This is a genomic window from uncultured Methanobrevibacter sp. (assembly GCF_937881195.1).
Taxonomy (GTDB): domain Archaea; phylum Methanobacteriota; class Methanobacteria; order Methanobacteriales; family Methanobacteriaceae; genus Methanobinarius.
In genome coordinates this window covers 31927-54422 of the sequence record NZ_CALGFC010000029.1, presented here as the reverse complement: position 1 = coordinate 54422, position 22496 = coordinate 31927, and the positions used below count along the sequence as shown (strand labels likewise).

Here is a 22496-nt window from a genome sequence, read left to right as displayed (position 1 = left end):
TTTCTCTATTTTTAATAGAAGTTATTGAGGAATTATTTTTATTTTATATTAATTAAAAAATATTAATTCAATATAATAAAATTTATATCTCTTTTCCATATTGATACTTTCACTTCTAGGAAATAGGAAACCTTTTTCCTATGTAATTAAATTGGATCTTTTTATATATAAATTTTTTGGTGTTTTGTCTAGATATAATTTAAAAATAAGTATATTTAATTATGTCATATAATGAGAATTTTTTAATAATATCCAAAAATTTTTAGAAATTATTTAAAAATAAGTCAATGTTATTGAATATATTTATAATTTTTACTAATTTTTAATAGAATTGACATAAAATTGAGAAAATTTAATAAAGTTTTTTCTAGAATTACTATTTTTTTATTTTTATATTTGATTAATATTAGTTCTTTCAATAAAATTTTTTATAGAATTTTTTATAGAATTTTTTACATATTTTTTATATTTTTAAAATAAAATATTAATAATATATTTGGATAATAAATACAAAATAAATAATAAAAATAATAGTAAAATAAATAAGAATAAAAATAATAAGAAAATAAATAAAAAAGATATAAATTACCAATAAAATAATCATTTATTATATTAACTATTATTTATTATATTAACTATTATAAATTAAGAAATTTTATGAAATTTCAAAATAAAATTGAATAAAAATAGAATATTATAAAAGTAAAATAGAATAAAATAAAATTAGCTATAATTAAATTATATGTTCCAATTAAACCATATCAGTTTTTAGAGGATAAAAATAGAATTAATAATAGAAAAAATCTAAGATTAATTTTTATATAATATCCTCATCAAACCTTTCAATTTTAATAAATATCAAATTAGATATTCAATGCTTTAATCCTATTTGTTACTGAATTATCACTTTTACTTTTTTTCTCTGAAATTTACAAGCACAAAATATACATGATATTAATGCATAGATATGCACTAATTATTACATAAATATGCATTAATTAATATATTTAAATTTATTAATAAATTTAACTAAATATCTGCTTTAAATCTTTAAATTATTAATAAAATATAAAAAATAGTTTTTAATATGGATAATATTTAAAATAATATTATAGTGATAACACTAGGATAATATGATAACATGAGGGTAATTATATTTTAGATTTAATTTAAAAGCAGAAAAAGACATAATTTACAAATTAATGAATAAAAAAGTATTAAGTTAATAAAGAAAAAATTAAAAAATAGTAAATTAAAAAATAGTAAATTAAAAAATAATAGTTATATAAATAAAAAATTAAAAAATAGTAAATTAATAAATAATATTAAAAAAAGTAATATATACTAATTTAATAAATATAATGAATATTAATTACCATCCTCTTTCTTGCATACGTTCATTTTCAGCTATTTCAGAAATTTCTACTCCTTTCATAGCTTCTCCAAGACCTCTTGAAACATCAGCTAATACTTCTGGCTTATCATAATTTGCAGTAGCTTCAACAATAGCTTTTGCAAACTCTTCTGGGTTTTCAGATTTAAAAATACCAGAACCAACAAAAATACCATCTGATCCTAATTGCATCATAAGAGATGCATCTGCAGGAGTAGCTACACCACCAGCAGCAAAGTTTACAACAGGTAATTTACCAATTTTTGCAACTTCTTTTACAAGTGGAAACGGAGCTTCAATAAATCTAGCAAAATTTCGAAGTTCTTCTTCATTTTTACCTTGAATTTGACGAATTTCAGAAGTAACCATCCTCATATGGCGAACAGCTTCGACAATATTACCAGTTCCAGGTTCTCCTTTAGTTCTAATCATAGCAGCCCCTTCATCAATACGACGTAATGCTTCACCTAAATTTCTTGCTCCACATACAAATGGAATAGTGAACTCTTTTTTGTTAATATGGTACTCTTCATCAGCAGGAGTAAGTACTTCACTTTCATCAATCATATCAACGCCCAAAGTCTCTAAAATCTGAGCTTCTGCAATATGACCAATTCTAGCTTTAGCCATAACTGGTATTGAAACAGCCTCAACAATTTCTTTAACTTTATTAGGATCGGCCATTCTAGCTACTCCACCACTAGCACGAATATCCGCTGGGACTTTTTCTAAAGCCATTACTGCTACTGCACCTGCTTCTTCAGCAATAGCTGCTTCATTAGCATTAACAACATCCATTATGACTCCGCCTTTTGTCATTTTTGCAAAGCCTTCTTTTAAAACATCAGTTCCTTTTTTCATATATATTCTCCTTAGTATTACCAATATCAAATGATAAAATATATATTATTATTAACTTTCATAAAATTTATAGATTAATTAAAAATTTTTAACCATTAAATATTTTTAATCAATATAATTTTTTTCTTTATTAATAATAAAACTTTCTAAAAAATATATAAAAGATAATAGTTAGAAAAAGATTTAATAATGATAAAAAATAAATTTCTAGAATAAATATAGAAGTTCATTGAAATTTAATTCTAAATAAAATTGTAAAAAATCTAATAAAATAATAAAAAATCTAAATAAAATATAAAAAATAGTAAATCTAAATAAGGAATTAAATTTAAATAAAAATGAAAAATCATATCAAATAAATTACAAATTTTTATTGTAATATAATAAATATCCAATATAAATTTTTATTTAAACTGCCAATGATAGGTAGTTATTATATATCTAATAAAAATAAAATTATATATTTAATTTTAACTTTAATTAATTAAAATCAACAATGTGATAAAATGGCAACAGGAACACTTATATTTTCACATATTATTCCAGCAGTTTTAGGCTTTTTTGGAGTATTACTACTAATATCAGGAATTATGGATAATGAAAAGAGAATAACAATTATAGGGGCTGCATTATTTATAATAGCTGCTATAAGTCCATTTATTGTATTAAGTTTTATCATATGATAAAATAAATGAAAAAATATTTATTTTTTTATTTAAATTAATATTTTTACTTATATTATACAATATTTATAATTACATTAATTATAATTATATTATATTAATTATATTATATTTATGATCATATGATTTTTACATCCCCATTATGTAATGCAGATCCAACCAATGCTTTTTTTATTCCTAAATTCTCTAGTTCATGAATTTCTTTTTTGTTTATTCCCCCACCAATAATTAATTTATCTTTAAAATAAGAAAAATTATTCAACAAAGTTTTATTAAATCCTTTTTCTGTTCCAACACTAGAAATATCTAACAATATAATTTCATTAGGATTAATTTCAATTAAATTTTTTTTAAATTCATTAAGACCAATTTCAAAATTTTTAGATAAAATATTGTTATTTTTAATATCAATACTAACAACAATTCTTTCTTTTGGATACTTATCAAAAATTTTGTACAATTCCTCTATAGATTCAAGAGTTTCAGTAGCTACAATTAATTTAGTAGCATAATCTAAATAAAAATCAAAAGATTTGATATCTTTTATACCACTATCTAACATAACTGGAAGAATTGTATTCAACATTTTAATTTTATCTAAATTATGTCCTTTTTTTTCAATCAAATCTAAATCAGCAATATAAAGCTGTTTTGCACCATTTAACTTAAGATTATTAGTAATGGAAATAGGTTCACTATCTGAAGCAAAAATAGTTTTAAGAGGAGTATAACTATCTCTATTTCCAGATTTTCCAGAAACAGCAGTGAAACTCATCAAATCTAAAACAGGAATTATTTCTATCATTTTAAACACTCCAATTATAATTAAATAAATATTTTAATAAATTAATAAGAAAGATAAAATAACAATATACAAACAAACAAATAACCTAATTATAGATAAAAAAAATAACATAAGCTAAACTAATAAAAAGCTACACAATCAATATACAAATATAAATTACACAATCAATATACAAATATAAATTACACAATCAATATACACAGATAAAAAATTATATAACTAATATACAAAATAATTAAATAAAAGGTATATAAAGAGATATATAATAATAATTAAATCAAATATGCCCATATTCAATTAAAAAGAAGGTAGTAATGAAAAAATTCTATTTTTCTAATTTTTTAATCATTTCTTTTATCTCAATTAGCTCTTTCTGATTTTTTTCAAATTTTTCTATTAAAAGTCTGTTCTGTTCATCAATTTCTTTGTCCCTACTAATTTTTTCTTCACGGAATTTTTGGAAAATTGAACTTGCTAATGATGCAGTAGCAAAGGTAGCAAATGAAACACCACTAACAATTAAAAAAGCTGCTATGACCCTTCCAGCTAAAGTAAATGGAACAATATCTCCATAACCCGTAGTAGTTATTGAAACTAATGAAAACCAAATTGCATCTTCAAATACTACAATATTAGGATTAAAATTAAATTCGAATATGTAAAATAATACAGAACCAACTATAAAAATCGTAGTAATTGCAATTATTCCATAACCAAGCCCATTTTGCTTTGAAAATGAAATAAATTTAGATCCTAAAAATTTTAATGTGTAAACCAATGCAATTAAATGAATAATTCTTAAAACATATAATATACCAAATATTAATGGGTCCATATTATGCCCAAAAATAATTAAAAATATAAACTCAAAGGGAATAACTGCAGGTATAATTACCAGTAAATTTGATGAATATTTCTTAATATTTTTAAAAAAGAAAAAATTAACAGCTAAAAAGAATATTAAAATTATACAAATAATTAAATCAAATTTAGCAACAATATCTTGATTATTTTGCTGAAATGGGAATAATGACTCCAAAATTAAGAACATTATATCGGCTATAATCAAAAACAAAAAGATAGTTAATAATGCTTGAAAAATGTTTCCTATAGTATTTTTAAGTTGATAATTAATTATAAACACCCACCAATTATATTATAAGATAATTCTATTATTTTATTATCATAAATAAAAATTTATAATTATATATAATATGACTATATCTAAATTTATAGCTATAACCTGTTAATACATATCTAAATATAAAATATTATTTTAATATTATTTAATATATTATAATATGGTTAATCAAAAGTTTTGCTTTAATATTTTTATTATAACTATATATGATTATTATAACTATTATATATGAATATTTCTAAAATTAAATTAATATCTATAATAACAGATAATAAAAAAGCCAAAATAAAAGCAGAAAATTAAGAAAATTAAAGAAAAAATTAAAAATAAGTTAGGGAAATGTAAAAAATGTAAAAAATCAAATCTCATTCCTAATATAATGTAATAAAATCTGAGAAGTAATGGCTAAAACAGGCAACTCAATTAAAGGTCCAATTACTAATGATAAAGCAACTAATGGCTGATTTGGAAAAGCTATTACAGCAATAGCTAGAGCAATAGGAGAGTTTCTTGCAAGAGTAGTCATTGCCAAACTAACAGAATCCTCATAGCAAAAATTCAATTTTTTACTTATAATTCTACCAATTAAAAAGTTCATAATAAAAAACAAGAACATAGGTATAATTAAAATAAAAAGAACCCATAAATTATTGACTAATACATACCCATTAGCAGCAAACATACAAAAAATAGCTAAACTTAAAAAAATTATTTGAGAAGATTCAAAAAAACTAAAGAAATTAGTTTTATAAACTTCTAATTTTTTAATATTTTTAAAAATATATCTAGCAATCTGAGCTAATAAAAATGGTAGAACAACCATTAATAATATACTTTCAAATAAAATTCCATAGTCAAAAGATCCTAAAACTCCTAAAAATAAAAGTAAATATACTGGAAGAAGTATTATTTGCAATACTAAATTTAAAGGAAGAATTGAAGTAGAAAGTGAGATATTGCCTTTTGCTATTCCAGTAAATATGAGATACCAATCAGTACAAGGAGTTACCATTAACATGATAAATCCAATCCAAATATCAATATGTTGATTTAAAAAGATAGCTCCAAGAATATAAGCAAACAAAGGAGTCCAAACAAAATTCATTAAAAGACTAATTTTTGTAAACTTGAAATTAGAAAAACTCTTTTTGAAATCAGTGAGCGATATAGACCCAAATGTTCCAAATAACATTAAAAATAAAAAAGGTATTATAAAATAAGATACATTATTACCAATAATAGCAATTTGACCAAATAATAGACCACATATTATGGCAAAAAGTATAATTACAGATTGAGATTTTTCTAGAAAATTCATATTATCAAATGATAAATAAAGTAAATAAATACCAGTAATATTAACTCCTATTATTAAAATTCTATAATTAAAATTTTATAATTAAAATTTTTATAATCAAAATATGATTATTAGAATATAATTATTAAAATCCAATTAGTAAGATATAATTATTAGGATATAATTAGTAGAATATACTTATTAAAATTAGTATGTATTAGGATATTATTAATTAAGTAATAATTAAATTATTCTTTTTTTCTTTTAAAATTTAATTTATCTTTTAAAGAACCTATAAATTTAAATTCTTCTTCATATTCAGGTGAATTACCATAACCACAATTAGGACAATGTACTGTTTGGCACTCTTTTTTTCCACAACCTTGGCAACTTTTACCTACAATTTTTTCATCAAATTCATAGCCACACATTCTACATTGCATTTTTTCACCATTATAAATTTCTGTAATTAAATATATAATATACAATTTTCTATATTAAATAATAAATTTTTAATATGTAAATTTTTCAATTGAATTTTTAATTGAATTCTTATAATTTTTTATAATCTTTTTAAAAATAAATTATACAATCAATAATAATTTTAATGTTAAAGATTCAGTTTTTAATATAAAAACAAATTTTGTTAAAAAATTATAATAAAATTAAAATTATAATAAAAAAATTATAAAAAATTATAAGAATTATAATAAAATAAAAAAATTAATAAATAAAAATTTTAATAAAAAAATTTAAATTTATTAATCCTAATTTTCAATATTTGAAATTTAGGCAAAGCCCAAAAGTGTACCGCCCTGATAAATAATAAACGATACGATATATGCAGTTACTGTTGTAACAACTACCATGAAAATTGGCCATTTCCAAGAGTTTGTTTCTTGTTTTATAGTACCTAAAGCTGCAAAACACGGCACATATAACAACACAAACACCAAGAAAGAATATGCTGAAAGTGGTGTGAATATTTCATGCATAGCTGATTCAATTCCCGATCCTTCCTCAGCTACTCCGAACAGGGAACTGAAAGTTCCTACAACCACCTCCTTAGCAACTACTCCAAATAATAGTGCTACTGCAGGTTGCCATTCACCAAATCCAATTGGTCCGAAAATTGGAGATATTGCAGTACCAATTTGACCAATTACACTTTCTTGTGATCCATAATCAACTCCCATAGGCAGACTACTTAATATCCATACAATTATAGATGCTGCAAGGATTATTGTACCTGCTTTTTTAATGAATCCATAGCCTTTTTCCCAAGTATGAATAAGAACTCCTTTTACAGAAGGTAATTTATATGAAGGCAATTCCATAACAAAAGGACTAGTAATTCCTTTAAAAGTTGTACGTTTAAGTATTGCTGCTACAATAATAGCCACAGCTATTCCTAAAAGATATAAAGAAAATATAACCTCTCCTTGAAAAGCTGTAAAAAAAGCAGCTACGAATAATGCGTAAACTGGCAGTCTAGCAGTACATGACATGAATGGAATTATCATCATAGTCAAAATTCTATCTCGTTCATGTTCCATTGTCCTAGTAGCCATAATTCCTGGAACTCCGCAACCAAATCCTAATATCATTGGAATAAATGCTTTTCCATGAAGACCTACTAATTTATGCATAAGTTTATCCATAACAAAAGCAGCTCTTGCAAGATATCCAGAATCTTCAAGAATACTAATCATTAGAAACATCAGAAATATTACTGGTAAAAATACAAGTACTCCACCAACACCACCAATTATACCATTAACAAGTAGTGATGAAAGCCAAGTTTCACCAAGAACCGCAATTATACCATCTCCAAGCATTACAAATCCCGCATCAATAAGATCTTGGAATGGTGCTCCAACAGTGAAAGTAATCTGAAATATGGCCCACATTATAATTAAAAATATTGGAAGACCCAAAAATCTATTAGTAACAACCCTATCAATTTTTTCTGTGAGTGATTGTTTTTCTATTTCTGGTTTTGTTATTGATTCTTTAACTAGACCATCAATGAAAGAATACCTATAATTAGCTATTACTTCTTCAGTAGTTTCATTAAAAACATCTTGAAAATGTTTTTTAACTTTTTCTACTTCATTAAATATTTCAATGAAATTTGAAGAAGATTTAACTTTTTCAATTATTATATCATCATTTTCTAATAGTTTTATAGCTGTCCAAGAAGAAGGAACATCCATTAATTCTTTATTTTTTTCAATTAATGTTTTAAGATCATCTAAATGTTCATTTAATTCCTTACCATATACTAATTTTTTGCTACTATCTATAGGATTTTTAACAGCTTCTTGAACTGCTTTTAACAGTTCATCTTTACCAGTATTATCTCTAGCTTCAATTTCAACTACCGGAATTCCTAATAATTCAGATAATTCAGTTATATCAATATTATAATCCCTTTTTCTAGCAAATTTATTCATATTAAGAGCAATGACTAAATTTGCGCCCAATTCCATCATTTGAGTAGTTAAATATAAATTTCTCTCAATATTGGTTGCATCAATAACATTGACAATAACATCAGAGCTTTCATCAACAATAAAATCTCTAGAAACTATTTCTTCAATAGAATGAGCACTAAGTGCATAATTTCCTGGAAGATCAATTACATCGATTCTAGAATCATTAAAATTTAGATGCCCCTCTGCTTTTTCTACAGTTTTACCTGGCCAATTTCCAACATGTTGCCGAAGACCAGTCAATTGATTGAATAAAGTTGTTTTACCCACATTAGGATTTCCAGCTAACCCTACTTTTATATTATTCATTAATTTTCCACCTTACTAAAAATGATAAATTTATGGAAAAATCAAGTACGAAATATATAATTTTTAATATTTTAATAAATTATAACTAACTGAAAATTGTAAAATAATTATAAAAATTTATTGTTATGACTACCTTTCTAAAAAATACAAAAATTTTATAAAAAATATAAAAAGATTAATGAAAATATAAAAAATATTTCATTAAATTATAGAACTATTCCATTAAAATATAACTCTATTTAATTATAATATAAACCAATTTCATTAAAATACAAACTTATTTAATTAAAATATAGATATATTTTATAAATAAATATTAAATATAATAAATATGGAATCCATTAATAATTATTTCATTATTTAGTAATAATTTATAATAATTTAGAATATTAAAAATATATATTAGTTCAATACTTCAACTTTGATATTTTCTGCTTCATTTTTACGAAGACATATAGAATATCCTTTTAATCTAAATTTAATAGGATCTCCTAAAGGAGCTATTTTTTCTAAAGTGATTTCAGAACCTTTAACAAATCCCATGCCTAAAAGATGTCTCTTTAATTCAACATCCCCTCTATCAGAAAAAGAAACAATAGTCCCTTTTTCACCGTTTTTAAGTTCATTTAATGTTTTTATTGAATTAATCTTTTTTTCCTCCATCTTTTCACCTTCTCACACCTTTTAATTTAAATTAATTAGAAATTTATAAAAATTTTTAAAAATCCTAAATATAATAAAATTTAGTAATGCCTAAATAATGGCTTATATGAAATAAATAGATAAATAATATTATTAAATCCTATTTAAATCGATTTTATTATATTTAGAACAAATATATTTAGTTAAAACCAAATATTATTTTAAATTTAGGCATACCTAAATAATATTTTTTATTTAGGAATACCTAAAGACAATTTTATATTTCTATTAATTAGTATATAAATGTTTAGATAAAATTAGGTGAACAAAAATTATTTTAAAAATTATTTAATTTAGGTATACCTAAACTAGATTAATATAATATCTTCATCCTATATAAATGTTTAGGTTTACCTAAAAATTTTTCATAGTTGAATTATAATTATTTATAAAAAAATATAGAATAGAAGAAAAATGAATAAAATTAAAAAATAATATAAAAAATAAAAGAGGTATAAAAAATAAAAGAGGCCTAAAAAATAGTTAAAATATAATATAAAAAAAATAAATCAAAAAAGAGATTAAATAATCAAATAGCTGTATAATCAAGGTTACCTTCATTGTATAACTTTTGTAAATCAGATAAATGGCTAATCTCATAAGGATAATACCTATTAGATAAATAAGGCCAAATTAAACCTTTTGCAACATAATAATATGCACCAAAACGACCATACTGTTTCCAAGATATTTGAGTATAAAGTGGAAAACCACAACCAGGATTAAGGTATGGGCCTCCTTGCCTTACAGTTCCATGATAAAACATTGGAATAGGTCCTTCTTGCCCATAATTTTTAGCTTCTTGATCAACATACGCTAAAGCTTCATCAAGAGTTTGGAAGGATATTCCATCTGCACGATAAGTATACCTATCCTCAGGAATCCCAAACATAAAAGTATAAAAAACTTCTCCCCAATCAACATAGGTTTTATATGTCGAAGGATCCACAAATGCTAATTCTATAATCTTAACTTCGCCAGATGAAGAAAGTGGACTTTCTTGAACGAATTGACGATAATTAGAATCTCCACCATAATGAACTACTAGAACACACTTTGAACCAGTTTTAGCAGCATAATCACCAAGTACTTCTGCATTACCATGATCTGGAAACATGTCAGGATTACCTATTTTTGTTATTGTAAGGCGTCCAACTGGCTCTACAAGACTAATTTGAGTCATTCCCCATAAATATGCTCCAAAAATTAATATAAGAGCCAATATTATTGTAATCAAAGTTGATCTTTTCATTTTATCACAAAAGTAGAATTAGAAAATTGTATATGATGATATAGAATATTAATATAGAAATTTTGTAATTTCTACTATAAAAAATTTTAGATTTTTAGATATAAATTAAATATAAAAATAGCCAATATAAACTTTTATATTAAACATAAAAACTAATTGATATAATAATTTAAAAAAGAGAATAGCTAATTGAATAGAAAAAGTAAAAAATCTATAAAAAATCTAATTTTATAAATAAAAAAATAAAAAACCCCATTTATAATAGATTGGGGAAACACCCCAAATCTAATATATTATAGTTCATTTTATGATAAACTAAGGAGTTGGACCCATACTTATAATATAAACTTTATAGTATTTAAAGTTTACTTGAGATTTTATAAAATGAAGTTGATAAAATTAAAATAAAATTAAGTTAATCATAAATTTTCATTAAAGACAAAAGAATTAATATAAATCAAGATTTAGTAAAAAGTTATTAAAAAATATTTTAAAATAGGAAAATATTTTAAAATTGGAAAATAGTTTAAAATTAGAAAATAGTTTAAAGTGGATAAAAATAATTAAAACTGATTAAAATAAAACTAAAATCTCAAAAAATAAAAAAAATTATATTATTAGTAGATTAGAATCTTCAAGTTAAATAAATAATATAAAATATTATTCTCGGTAATTTTCGTCAATAAATATATCCAATTGCTTATAAGATTCTTCAATAGCAATTTCAATATCATCATTTTTAATCTTAGAAAGCTCATCAAGAGCAATATCAACATCAATATTAATATCTAATTCCTCACCATCGTAAGTTGCATCAATATCAAGATCTAAATCTAAAACTTCTTTTGATGGAATTTTGGACAAAATAATTTCATTAGCTTTATCCGAAAAATATTGTGATATAGTGTCTAAATCCTCTTGAGATAATTTTTTAAGTTTGTTCAAATTAAAACATCCTAATTATATCCCCAATTAATAATTTAAGGGATAAAATTTGTAAATAAAATAATAAATAAAAATAGCTAATAAAAATAGCTAATAAAAATAGCTAATAAATAATAAAAAATTCGTTTTTAAAACCTATAAAAATAAAAAACTTTCATTAAATTAAAATCTTCATTTTCAGATTTATAAAAATAAAAAATTTATATAAATTACAATAATTTTATTATAACTGAATAAATTTTATAATTATTAAAACTATTATAATTATTAAAACTATTTATTGTGCTTGATTTTGCATAGCTTCTTGAATTGAAGATTGCATCTCTTGAAGTTTTTTCATGACTCTTTCTTCTTGTCTAGTCATTGTTTTTTCTCTTAATTTAAGAGTTTCTATTTTTTCTTCAAGTTCTTCATTAATTTCATTTCTATCTACTTTAATTAATAAATTTCCAGCAGTTTTAAAAACATCAGCATTCTCATCGGTTTTCTTTAATTCTTCAAGAGCACTTTCAGTTTCCTGAATTTGAATGTCTAAATTTTGTTTTTGTACAGTTACAGCTTGAGCTTGCTGTTGTAATTGTTGAAATTGAGTTAATTGATGTTGTATATTTTGAGGTACTTCCATATTTTCACCTTTATTATTTTATGATAAAAAAACTAAATATAATAACAAATTTAGCCCATGATATTAATATATTATAATATATTAATCAATTGAAAGCTTAATTTAGCTATTAATTTATTTATTTCTATAGCTATTTACTTAATTATAATAAATACCTATATAAATTTAATGATTATTCTAATAAAATATACTTAATTTACAATTCAATGTTTTAATTTTATAATAAATAAAAAACTTGTAAAAAAGTATAAAAAAGTATATTTATTATAGTATTTATTATTATCTAATATAAATATAAATTTTATTATTCTTCAACTAAATCATTAATATCTATTGCTAAACTAATCCATTTAATAGCAGAGTTTATAGAAGCTCTAAAAGAAGTTGCATCTTCAGATTTAATATTTATAATAAGTTCAGTATTATTTAAAGTAATATTCATTTTAGACCTATAATCTGGAGAAGAATCAAATTCTAATAAAACAGAGTCAAAAACAATTTTAGCAACTTTTTCACTTTCTAAATCTATGATGATATTGCCTTTAACTGAATTTAAAGTGTTGAAAGAACTTTCTGAAATAATAACTCCTCCATAAATAAATAATAAATTAATAGCTAATAAATAATATATTAATAGCTAATAAATAATAAATTAATAGCTAATAAATTAATTAATAATTTAATAATTAATATAATATTTAATATACAATAAATTGATATATAAAATTAATATTATAAAATTAATATTAAGAATAAAAGAATTAAATTAAATAAAAATATTAAATATGCACCTGATTTATAAACATATTACAATATAATAATTTTTCTTACATTGATTTTAAGTCCTGTATCTTCACCATCTCTATTATAGAAATGAATAGTAGCTATTCTTTTATTAAAATCTTCAACTTCATCATCATATTCATAATCTAATTTTTCAACATGAATATGATTTTTATTATAATCCTTATTAGATTCATCAATAGGTAAAATTTCACTGAGGATCTCTAATTCTGGAATTTCTGACTTAAAAGATAATTCAGAGGTTTTTATATGTAAACGTCTGTTAGTTGTATTTACTGATCCTAGAATAACTAATAATTCCTCACCATCATTAGAAAAAAAAGTTATTTTACTTGGATTACCTTTCATTTCATAAACTAAAGCTATATTCCTTAGACCCGAAGTAGCAGATTTCAATTGTAATTCTCTCATACTCATTTTACCACGATTTACATAATCTGTATCAAGAGCATGTGATAAATTTTTACAAAAAGCACGAGTTTTTGATGATGGTTTTCTTGAAGTTGAAATTAACATAAAAATCCTTTAAAATACATTATAATGAAAAATGAATATCTAAAAATTTTATAAGAAGAAAAATAATTAAAAAATTAATCTTAAAAATTAATCTTAAAAATTAATCTTAAAAATTTGTCTTAAAAATTTTAAAAACTAAAATGATAGTATTAAATAAATCTGTTAAATCATAGATTAATTTTAAAAAATTAGTAATTAAAAATAGATATTAATATTTAAGATATAGATAAATATGAAATTAATATTTTATAAACTAAATATTAATCGATATCTACTAATCAATCTAAAATAAATAGTTGAATAAATAATATCATTAAAACAAGCTATTAATAAATAAAAAATTTAATAATTAATTATATAAAGCTATTATATTATTTTTAGATAAATAAATGTATAGCTAATATTTAAATAATTATTTTGAGCTTAATATTTAAGTAATTATCTTGCTTTAATATTCCTTTTAACAGCTGGAACTTTTTTGAAGAGAATCCTATATCTACATTTTGGACATTTGTTTTCCATGTAGCTTTTTGGATCAATTTCAGTTCCACATTCAGAACATTTATACAATTAGTCCCCTCCGACTACCCTCTTAATGTTTCTAGTGGCTGTTTTGAGCATTGGAGTTTGAGGAACATAAGCTCCACCAGTAAATACAGTACCACATTTACTACATTTCCAAATACCTACAGCTTGTCTTTTAACAGCTGGTCTATCACATTTAGGACAAACATGCTTCTTTTTCATGTTTTCTTCAATGGATTTTACAGTTCTTTTAGCTTTTCTTCCGTATCTTGCTCCAAATCTTCCTGTAATTCCCACTTTTTTTGTTCTTGCCATAATATCACTTTTGTAAACTTAAAATAAATTATTTTTTAAAATAACCATTATGAATATGTATAAAACTAAAAATATCTAAGGAAATTTATCTATTAGTTATAACTATTTCCTTAATTAGTAAAATTCATATGATATAATAAATTGGTCTTAAATAGTATATAAAGTTAATGTTTTTAAGTATAATTTTTCTAAATATTATTATTAAGGCCACTAAGATTTTATTTTAGATTAAAGATTAATAAAATTTAATTAAATATTTGTTAAAATAAAATAAAGAATTAATATATATTTTAAAATTTATAAATATTATTTAATATTCAATCAAAAATTTAATAAATAATAATTAATATTTAATCTAAAATTTATAATTAATATTCAATCGAAAATTTAATAGATAATAATGAATATTTGATCTAGAATTTAATAGATATTATTTAATTTATGATATTAATAAAATTAAATAATTAATTAAAAATTATGATAAGCTAATGAAGATTTTATAATTTAATCAAAAAGAAAAATTAGATTGTTAAAATGCTATTTAAGCATTTTTAACTTTTTCTAATAAATCAGGTACCTTGGAATATGCTGTTTTAACCGCTCCTAAAATATCTTCTTTTGTCAATGTATGGTCTCCACCTTTTTGCATAGCACATATACTACCAGATTCAGTTATTCCAATTGAAAGTCTAGCATCCAATATTGCTTCCTCATCTAGGGCAGGATCTAAAACCATTTTTTCTCCTATTTTAACAAAAGTACACATAGCTTCTTTGTCTTTCAAAGGTAAACCAGATGTAGATTCATTATCAACGACAATTTCACCATCAACCATTTTAGCTTCAGGCAGTTTGGTATTTAGAAGCGCACTCATTACAGCTAATGTAGCTGTATCAAAAAGATTTCCATCAAAATCAATTATATGTAAATCAATAAATAGCATCCAAACTTTCTTACCTGGTTCAATACATAATTTTTCAAGATCAACCATTCCACTTTCACGTATACCCCTATCTACAACACGTGCAAGTTCAACTGATGTTTCACTTGGAGGTCCTGGTTCAAAAGTTGGATCTGCCATAGGTAACATTTCTCCATTTGTCATTAAAACTCCTACATCAGGAGTATCGGGGAATGGTTCGCCAATTTGAGGTTTTATACCTACAATAACTTGACTATTACCAATTTTAACTCTTGCAGAACCTTCAGCTTTAGATATAACCCCAGTTTCAACAATAATGTCCCTATATTCATCAAGATTTCTACCATCTTCTCTTTTATCATTATTAATAAGATCAGTAATGCATTCTCTTGTAATTTCAGGTATAATATTCATATAAATCACTCACATAAAATTAGCTTTCAGATTCAACATCTTGAGCATATCTTGTTTTAAGAGCTTCAATTTGAACTTTATTAACTTGTCTGCAACCTTCCATTGCTAAATCAAGTGCTTTTTCAAACTCTTTCTCAGATAAGTCGCCATCACTTTGTAATAAAGTAATTTCTTCAGTCCTTGGCATCATAGCTATAGGAACATCAGCTTGACCTTCTTTATCTTCTTTTTCAGATAAGTCTAAAACAATTTCATCATTGACTTTACCTGCAGCACAACCAACCACAAGATCTTTCATAGGAATTCCTGCATCAGCTAAAGCAACAGAAGCAGCAGTAATACCTGCACACCTAGTTCCTCCTTCAGCTTCAATAATTTCTATGAAAACATCAACCATAGACCTTGGAAATCCTTCTAACATTAATGAAGGCCTAAGTGCTTCAGCTGTTATTTTTGATATTTCTGTTGATCGTCTGTCTGGGCCGGGTCTTTTTCTATCATCAACTGAAAATGGTGCCATATTATATCTACACCTAATAACCCCAGTATTAGGTTTTAGTAATCTCCTAATATAAGACTCACGTGGACCATAAACAGCAACTAAAACCTTATTTCCACCAACTTCCAAATAAGCAGATCCATCTGCTCTTTCTAATACTCCTGCTTCAATTTTTAAAGGACGAATTTCATCATATGCTCGTCCGTCATCCCTTTTGTCATTCTTAGTGATAATAATCACCTCTTAATTAAAATCATTTATTTTTGAATTTTCAATAAAGACTAAATAGTAAATAGTAATTAAAATGAATCAATAACTATACTATTAGACAATAACTGAATAATATAAATATTAACTATTTTAAATCGAAAATATGTTTTAAAGATAAATCTAACTTCTTTTTCTCCAAGTAGTAACTGGTTTTATCCTATTATTAGTTTCATTTTTAGAAGAATTTTTTATATTCAAAGTAGGAGAACTAACATCATTTTTATCAATTTCACCTAAGCTATTATCATCAGATGAATTTTGAGCTTTAAATTGATTAAAAGTATCTAAGTAAGTACTTTTTTTATTTTCAGTATCTCCCTTTTTTATTTCATCTTCTAAATCTGCTTCAATCTCTTCTTTAATATTTTCAAGTTTTGGTTTTTCTAATACATCAAATTCTTCATCATCATATTTTTTTTCTTTATTATTAGAATGATTGTTTCCATTTCTTGAATTATTATTATCATCATCATTTAATGGTTCAAAATCATCAGAAGTAATTTCAAACTCTTCATCTTGAGGTAATTTTCCATCAACTAAAAGATAAAGTTTATCTCTGACTCTGTTTGTAAGTCCAGATGTATGAGCTTGGGCTTCAATTAAATTTATAATGGTTTTAGTGATCTGTTCCATTCCTTTTTCACCTTTAACCCAAACAAGCCCATTTTGACCAACAACAATCTTACATTTAGTTTTATCCTTAATCATGTTGATCATAGACCCTTTTTTACCGATTAATCGTGGAACCTTAGTAGGAGTAATATCAACCAAAATTCCTCCTTTAAATTTGCCCATTCCTCGGCCCTTTAAACCTAGCTTAACTTTTTTAACTTCATCTACATCAACAACTCTTAAAAATAGAACATCTCCCACATTAAATACTTTACTAAGTTCTTTTTTTTCTCTTCCAAAAACTTCAGATGCTGGTAATATTCCAGAGTAAGGTGAGTTAATATCTACTCCCCACATTGAAAAACGAACGTCATCAATTTCTCCAATTACTACATCACCTTTTTTTGGAACATATTTACTTTTAAGAGGAATCACACTAATCTTTTTGTTCCTGAGGGAAACTAAACCCATTAAAGATGAACAGACCGCATTTCCATCTTTGAAAGTTCCTCTTCCAGAATAAAAGCCCTCTTCAGCTAATATTTGTCCTGGAACAACTAATTCTTTGTCTTCTACGTGTATCATGTACAATATGCCCCCATAGGGTAATAAAATTTATGAACATCATGCAATATAATTTATTTTGATTATTAAATCATATTATAATTTTAAATATTAATAATGTAATTTCAAATATTAACAATGATATCATTAATATGTCATTAATAAATATTATAAAATTATTTAATAAATATTATTAATGATAAATATTTAATTAAATTTTAAAAATTCAATTTTCAAATAAGAAAATGAAAAATTCTTATTAGATTTTAAATAATTATTAAATAACTTTAGTTTCAGCATCCCCACCAGAGAGTTCACCCATTTTAAGATTAAAATCCTCTTGCAATCCTCCAGGAATTTCAACTATAGCTATCCAAGAACCATCCTGTTGCCATTCTTCATTAAGAATTTTGCCAAATTTAGATATTACAGAAAAAGCATTTCCAGCAACTGAGCCAGGTAATCTTACCGCAACTTTGACATGCTCAAATCTAATTGGTATCTTAACTTTTATAGCTTTCAGAACAATTTGTACTTGTTCATCAACTGATTTGAAAGGGTCTATTTTAACCTTAGTTTCTTCCATAGCATTTTCTATCCTGTTTACAGGATGTGGAAGTCCATTTTGAGGATTTATAGATTCTTTAGCTATTTTATTTATTACCATTAATCTTTTTTCTTCCTGCATATCTCTTTTTTGCTGTGCAGTAAGTTGAATATGGCCTTTGTTAATTATTTCTTTTGCAACTTCTAAAATGTCAGTATTATCAAATACTTTAATCATTGCATCATCAGAAGACTTATCTCCTTTTTTAGCATCTTTAAATATTTCTTCAACAGCTAAAACATCTTCAATAATAACATTATCTTTTTCAGGATTTTTAAAGTCTGCAGCTAAATCAGGATCAACTAAAATTTCAAATTTCTCTCCATGAGATTCTAGCCTAGCTATAATAGCTTCATCAATATTTACCATTATTTTTCCTCTATATTCATTATCCTTTATCTAATTTCTAATTATAAATTGTTTAATATAAGAATATTAATAAAAGTTCTTAAGATAATAGTATTATAATAAATGAAAGAAATCTAATTAGTATTATATATTAAAAGATAAAAATACTTTAATAATATTAAGTTAGCTAATATTTTAATAATACTAATTTAACTATATTTTAACAACATTAATTTAACTAATACTTTTGTAATATTAATAGATTTTAAATAAATATAAAAAATATTTTTACAAATATAAAAAATACTAATTTAAATATCCAAATAATAACCTTTTAAATTACTAAAGTAAATCAAACTAATAAATAAGTCATCAACTTATTAAAATAATAAATTAATAATCGGTTTAAAGATAAATTAATATTAAATTATTCCTTAATTAATATATAACTCTATTTATTAAGCAGATTAATCAAAACTAATTTTTTAAAATATCGAATAATTTTAAAGACTACATAATTATAAAAAAATTAAATATCCTTTAAAATATAACAATACCTAAAAAATTTAATGACAATAAATAATTTAAATAAATAAGTCGATTTAATATTTTAATAAGTTAAAAACTCAAATTAAAAAAGATTGATAAAGATTAAATTAAAATTAAATTAAAATTAAACAAAAATTAATCTAAAATTAAATTAAAACTAATTTAAAATTAATTAATATTAATAATATTTAATTAGAATTTAACTAAAAATTTAATTATTCTTCATCATCAATTTCTTCATCTTCATCATTAATATTTTTTCTTTCTAAAAGGAAATCAACATGCTTTGATACTTCTTCATCAGAAATTTTTCTATATTTTTTTGTTTCTTTATCAATGACCGCAATTTCAACACTTTCAGCAGTAGTTTTGCCTTCAGTAGCATCATAAACTGCATCAAGAGCTAAATCAATAGCTTCATTAATAGTCATGTCTTCCTTATAGTTTTCTTCAAATAATTCCATAGCAGCAGATCTTCCAGAACCAATAGCTGTTGCCTTATACTCAATTAAAGCACCACTGGGATCAGTTTCAAACAATTTACATCCACTATTATTTACTCCACCAATAATAAGAGCAGAACCAAATGGACGTACTCCTCCATTTTGAGTATACATTTGTTTCATATCACAAATCTTTTTAGCTAAAGATTCGACTCTTATAGGTTCATTATAAGTGATTTTATTAATTTGAGATTCCATTCTTGCTCTTTCAATTAATGCCCTTGCATCAGCTACTAATCCAGATGTAGCTGCACCTATGTGATTATCAATTTGAAAAATTTTTTCAATGGATTTTGATTCTACAAGTTTGCTTGTAGTTCTTTTATCTACTAAAAGCACAATACCTTCTTTTGATTTTACACCTAAAGAAGTAGTACCTCTTTTTACTGCCTCTCTTGCATATTCTACTTGAAATAGTCTTCCATCAGGGCTGAAGACAGTGATTGCCCTATCATATCCAGCATTTTGTAAAGGTTGCATATTTTGATACCTCTCATTTTTTTAGCAATGTTATTTTTAATTGTTATTTTGATTTATTAATTAATAAATATTAAATTAAATATTAATTAAAATTAAATTATTTTTATAATATATTAGTATAAATTATTTTTATATATATTAATGGTTATAGTCAACTATCAATTATTAAAATAAATTTAAATTTCATATATTAACTTCATATATTTTCAATTTCATATATTTTTCATAAAAAATAAATAATAACCATGAAAAATATTTATATAAGTTTATTTATATAAAAAAGATTTCTTTAATTACTATTTTAAATTATAATTTAAATAGTTACTTTAATAATATATAAGATAAGTTAATAATTACATAATATATTACACAATTTGATAAACATAATATTATCAATTAAAATATTATATATGCATTAATATTTATAAACACATTATTACGAATTTTTTTATTATTTTATTTATATTGTTTATGTTAGGCATAATAATTTTTTATAATATTAATCTTTCATATTATTTTTAATATAATTCATAATAACATTTATAAAAGCATATTTATAATATATGTAAAAATTTTAAATTAAAAATCCAAATCAAAAACTAAACTAAACCTCCATGATTTAGTGATAGATATTTTTTTATGTTTTATCCTTTCATATTTATATACAACTTAGTTAATAAACTTTTCTATCGATGATGCTATAGTCCCTGATATACCTATAGTTGTTATGGCTATTTTTTTATTATTATAATTAGATAATAAAGCTAAGCTTCCACGAACATTATCTTCAAAACCTCTTTGACAACGAAGAACTGCCTTAAAATGATAATATGAAATTTCATTATTAAAATTATTATCCATAATTGAATTACTATTTTTAGAAGAATAGTTGTTTAAATCATAAAATCTCATCAACCAAAGGTTAAAACTACTAGTTTCTAATTCCCCATATAACCTTAAACATCCATACCAAATAGCTGAAACTAATTCTTCTTTTGAGATTTTTACTTCGGACTTTATATCTAATACCAAATAACGATTATTAGGACGTAGAGTAGGAGGTAATATTTTTAATTTCATAATATCTTCACAAATCATCAAATATTTTTTTATCAATTTTTTTAACACCAATAACAATCATATTTTCTCTATCATTGTTAAATTCAACTAAATTAGAAGGATAATCAACCAGACATAATTCTAAATCTTCTTGAGAAAGCCCCAACTGATTAAAAATAGCTAAAATATCCCTAGGAGATTTCATTTCCCATATAGAAGATGCACCCGAAGTTATTATCAATGGAAATTTGAATTTGTTATACAATTTAATTATTTCTCTAAAATAAGCTAATGTTTTCGCCCTATAACTTAAATAACTAGACAAAATATCATTGAAACAAAGTTCAATAGCTACATTATTCCTAACTGCTTCTTTAGCTAAAACATGATTAATACCACAAGAAGACCTATTTCTAAAATAAGGTCTTGAAAGAACATCTATTAACCTATTTTCACAAGCAGCCCTATTTACAGCTAAATCTCCCCCTAAAACAGTGACATATTTAGACTTATTCCTATATTTTTTAGAAATTTTATAAAGTTCATTTTGATTTTTAGGATTAATTTCAACCCCAAAGTCAAATTTTATTCCATCTTTATTCCCAATATTATGAATTTTCATTATTTCATTTATATCTTCAATTAATTCATTTTTATAATCAATAGCTTTTTTAAAATTTTCAGGAGAATAATTAAGATTAATATACTTCCATCCTAAATTATACGCATTTAAGATCAAATCTTTATCTAATTTATAATTTTTTCCCTTTAAATTTAAATCATGAAAATTCATTAAATACCTCATAGATAATTACTTTTAAACTCATTCATGTTTATATAATACTTTTAAAAGATTATTCTTTGATACTGCTTTTAAAATATAATTTTTAATGTTTAATCTTAAAGTTTCATATTATTATTTAACATATTAATATAATTAAAATATTGTTAAAGTTAATGAAATTATAAGAATCTCCTGTTAATCAACTAATAAATAATAA

Annotated in this window: 21 protein-coding genes and 1 pseudogene; 1 reads left to right on the top strand and 21 read right to left on the bottom strand. The window is 23.1% G+C overall.

What is annotated here, in order from left to right; all coding sequences use genetic code 11:
* Positions 1–1372: 1372 nt before the first annotated feature.
* Positions 1373–2254, bottom strand: a complete 882-nt coding sequence (pdxS, locus tag Q0087_RS04615) for a pyridoxal 5'-phosphate synthase lyase subunit PdxS (protein ID WP_297898500.1) — start codon at positions 2252–2254, stop codon at positions 1373–1375.
* A gap of 506 nt (positions 2255–2760) precedes the next feature.
* Between pdxS and Q0087_RS04610 the strand changes: the two genes are divergently transcribed.
* Positions 2761–2937 (top strand): hypothetical protein, encoded by a 177-nt coding sequence (locus Q0087_RS04610; RefSeq protein WP_297898499.1) that lies wholly within the window; start codon positions 2761–2763, stop codon positions 2935–2937.
* A 118-nt stretch (positions 2938–3055) separates the two neighbouring features.
* Here the strand turns inward: Q0087_RS04610 and Q0087_RS04605 are convergent, their stop codons facing one another.
* The 20 genes and pseudogenes from Q0087_RS04605 to Q0087_RS04510 form a co-directional block, all read right to left on the bottom strand.
* Positions 3056–3742 carry a HisA/HisF family protein gene (locus Q0087_RS04605; protein WP_297898498.1) on the bottom strand — a complete coding sequence of 229 codons (687 nt, stop codon included), beginning with the start codon at positions 3740–3742 and terminating at the stop codon, positions 3056–3058.
* A 325-nt stretch (positions 3743–4067) separates the two neighbouring features.
* Positions 4068–4886 carry a potassium channel family protein gene (locus Q0087_RS04600; RefSeq protein WP_323384418.1) on the bottom strand — a complete coding sequence of 273 codons (819 nt, stop codon included), beginning with the start codon at positions 4884–4886 and terminating at the stop codon, positions 4068–4070.
* Positions 4887–5241: 355 nt separating this feature from the next.
* Entirely contained in the window at positions 5242–6201 is a 960-nt protein-coding gene (locus Q0087_RS04595) for an arsenic resistance protein (protein WP_297898496.1), read from the bottom strand.
* A gap of 227 nt (positions 6202–6428) precedes the next feature.
* Positions 6429–6623 (bottom strand): hypothetical protein, encoded by a 195-nt coding sequence (locus Q0087_RS04590; RefSeq protein ID WP_297898495.1) that lies wholly within the window; start codon positions 6621–6623, stop codon positions 6429–6431.
* A gap of 345 nt (positions 6624–6968) precedes the next feature.
* A complete protein-coding gene (feoB, locus tag Q0087_RS04585; protein WP_297898494.1) occupies positions 6969–8984 on the bottom strand; it encodes a ferrous iron transport protein B in 2016 nt (671 codons plus the stop codon).
* A gap of 402 nt (positions 8985–9386) precedes the next feature.
* Positions 9387–9647: a FeoA family protein gene (locus Q0087_RS04580; protein ID WP_297898493.1), complete on the bottom strand. Its 261-nt coding sequence runs from the start codon at positions 9645–9647 to the stop codon at positions 9387–9389.
* Positions 9648–10215: 568 nt separating this feature from the next.
* Entirely contained in the window at positions 10216–10938 is a 723-nt protein-coding gene (locus tag Q0087_RS04575) for a hypothetical protein (protein WP_297898492.1), read from the bottom strand.
* Between the two features lie 660 nt (positions 10939–11598).
* Positions 11599–11883, bottom strand: coding sequence for a DUF3194 domain-containing protein (locus Q0087_RS04570; protein WP_297898491.1), 285 nt, complete (start codon positions 11881–11883; stop codon positions 11599–11601).
* A gap of 277 nt (positions 11884–12160) precedes the next feature.
* Positions 12161–12508 carry a prefoldin subunit beta gene (locus tag Q0087_RS04565; protein ID WP_297898490.1) on the bottom strand — a complete coding sequence of 116 codons (348 nt, stop codon included), beginning with the start codon at positions 12506–12508 and terminating at the stop codon, positions 12161–12163.
* 304 nt (positions 12509–12812) lie between these two features.
* Positions 12813–13037, bottom strand: a complete 225-nt coding sequence (locus Q0087_RS04560; protein ID WP_297898518.1) for a KEOPS complex subunit Pcc1 — start codon at positions 13035–13037, stop codon at positions 12813–12815.
* A 278-nt stretch (positions 13038–13315) separates the two neighbouring features.
* Positions 13316–13828, bottom strand: coding sequence for a Brix domain-containing protein (locus tag Q0087_RS04555; protein WP_297898489.1), 513 nt, complete (start codon positions 13826–13828; stop codon positions 13316–13318).
* Between the two features lie 438 nt (positions 13829–14266).
* Positions 14267–14398, bottom strand: coding sequence for a DNA-directed RNA polymerase subunit P (locus tag Q0087_RS04550; RefSeq protein WP_224425925.1), 132 nt, complete (start codon positions 14396–14398; stop codon positions 14267–14269).
* Positions 14399–14668: a 50S ribosomal protein L37Ae gene (rpl37A, locus tag Q0087_RS04545; RefSeq protein WP_297898488.1), complete on the bottom strand. Its 270-nt coding sequence runs from the start codon at positions 14666–14668 to the stop codon at positions 14399–14401.
* A gap of 541 nt (positions 14669–15209) precedes the next feature.
* Positions 15210–16004, bottom strand: coding sequence for an exosome complex protein Rrp42 (gene rrp42 / locus Q0087_RS04540; protein ID WP_297898487.1), 795 nt, complete (start codon positions 16002–16004; stop codon positions 15210–15212).
* A gap of 19 nt (positions 16005–16023) precedes the next feature.
* Positions 16024–16743: an exosome complex exonuclease Rrp41 gene (gene rrp41 / locus Q0087_RS04535; protein WP_297898486.1), complete on the bottom strand. Its 720-nt coding sequence runs from the start codon at positions 16741–16743 to the stop codon at positions 16024–16026.
* 339 nt (positions 16744–17082) lie between these two features.
* Positions 17083–17970, bottom strand: a pseudogene (gene rrp4 / locus Q0087_RS04530) (exosome complex RNA-binding protein Rrp4); the annotation flags it as partial.
* A gap of 256 nt (positions 17971–18226) precedes the next feature.
* Positions 18227–18925 (bottom strand): ribosome assembly factor SBDS, encoded by a 699-nt coding sequence (locus Q0087_RS04525; RefSeq protein WP_297898485.1) that lies wholly within the window; start codon positions 18923–18925, stop codon positions 18227–18229.
* Between the two features lie 743 nt (positions 18926–19668).
* Complete coding sequence (gene psmA, locus Q0087_RS04520) at positions 19669–20436, bottom strand: archaeal proteasome endopeptidase complex subunit alpha (protein WP_297898484.1); 768 nt, start codon at positions 20434–20436, stop codon at positions 19669–19671.
* A 669-nt stretch (positions 20437–21105) separates the two neighbouring features.
* On the bottom strand, positions 21106–21516 hold the full coding sequence (locus tag Q0087_RS04515; protein WP_297898483.1) for an Rpp14/Pop5 family protein: 411 nt from the start codon (positions 21514–21516) through the stop codon (positions 21106–21108).
* Between the two features lie 7 nt (positions 21517–21523).
* A complete protein-coding gene (locus tag Q0087_RS04510) occupies positions 21524–22288 on the bottom strand; it encodes a ribonuclease P protein component 3 (RefSeq protein ID WP_297898482.1) in 765 nt (254 codons plus the stop codon).
* Positions 22289–22496: the final 208 nt, after the last annotated feature.

What these genes read in the sequence shown, in the direction of transcription:
- Q0087_RS04575 (WP_297898492.1), bottom strand. Translation starts at nt 10,938, where the DNA reads ATGAAAAGATCAACTTTGATTACAATAATATTGGCTCTTATATTAATT.
- Q0087_RS04610 (WP_297898499.1), top strand. Translation starts at nt 2,761, where the DNA reads ATGGCAACAGGAACACTTATATTTTCACATATTATTCCAGCAGTTTTA.
- feoB (WP_297898494.1), bottom strand. Translation starts at nt 8,984, where the DNA reads ATGAATAATATAAAAGTAGGGTTAGCTGGAAATCCTAATGTGGGTAAA.
- Q0087_RS04605 (WP_297898498.1), bottom strand. Translation starts at nt 3,742, where the DNA reads ATGATAGAAATAATTCCTGTTTTAGATTTGATGAGTTTCACTGCTGTT.
- rpl37A (WP_297898488.1), bottom strand. Translation starts at nt 14,668, where the DNA reads ATGGCAAGAACAAAAAAAGTGGGAATTACAGGAAGATTTGGAGCAAGA.
- Q0087_RS04565 (WP_297898490.1), bottom strand. Translation starts at nt 12,508, where the DNA reads ATGGAAGTACCTCAAAATATACAACATCAATTAACTCAATTTCAACAA.
- Q0087_RS04525 (WP_297898485.1), bottom strand. Translation starts at nt 18,925, where the DNA reads ATGGTAAATATTGATGAAGCTATTATAGCTAGGCTAGAATCTCATGGA.
- pdxS (WP_297898500.1), bottom strand. Translation starts at nt 2,254, where the DNA reads ATGAAAAAAGGAACTGATGTTTTAAAAGAAGGCTTTGCAAAAATGACA.
- Q0087_RS04555 (WP_297898489.1), bottom strand. Translation starts at nt 13,828, where the DNA reads ATGTTAATTTCAACTTCAAGAAAACCATCATCAAAAACTCGTGCTTTT.
- rrp42 (WP_297898487.1), bottom strand. Translation starts at nt 16,004, where the DNA reads ATGAATATTATACCTGAAATTACAAGAGAATGCATTACTGATCTTATT.
- Q0087_RS04510 (WP_297898482.1), bottom strand. Translation starts at nt 22,288, where the DNA reads ATGAATTTTCATGATTTAAATTTAAAGGGAAAAAATTATAAATTAGAT.
- Q0087_RS04590 (WP_297898495.1), bottom strand. Translation starts at nt 6,623, where the DNA reads ATGCAATGTAGAATGTGTGGCTATGAATTTGATGAAAAAATTGTAGGT.
- Q0087_RS04595 (WP_297898496.1), bottom strand. Translation starts at nt 6,201, where the DNA reads ATGAATTTTCTAGAAAAATCTCAATCTGTAATTATACTTTTTGCCATA.
- Q0087_RS04515 (WP_297898483.1), bottom strand. Translation starts at nt 21,516, where the DNA reads ATGAAATTAAAAATATTACCTCCTACTCTACGTCCTAATAATCGTTAT.
- Q0087_RS04580 (WP_297898493.1), bottom strand. Translation starts at nt 9,647, where the DNA reads ATGGAGGAAAAAAAGATTAATTCAATAAAAACATTAAATGAACTTAAA.
- psmA (WP_297898484.1), bottom strand. Translation starts at nt 20,436, where the DNA reads ATGCAACCTTTACAAAATGCTGGATATGATAGGGCAATCACTGTCTTC.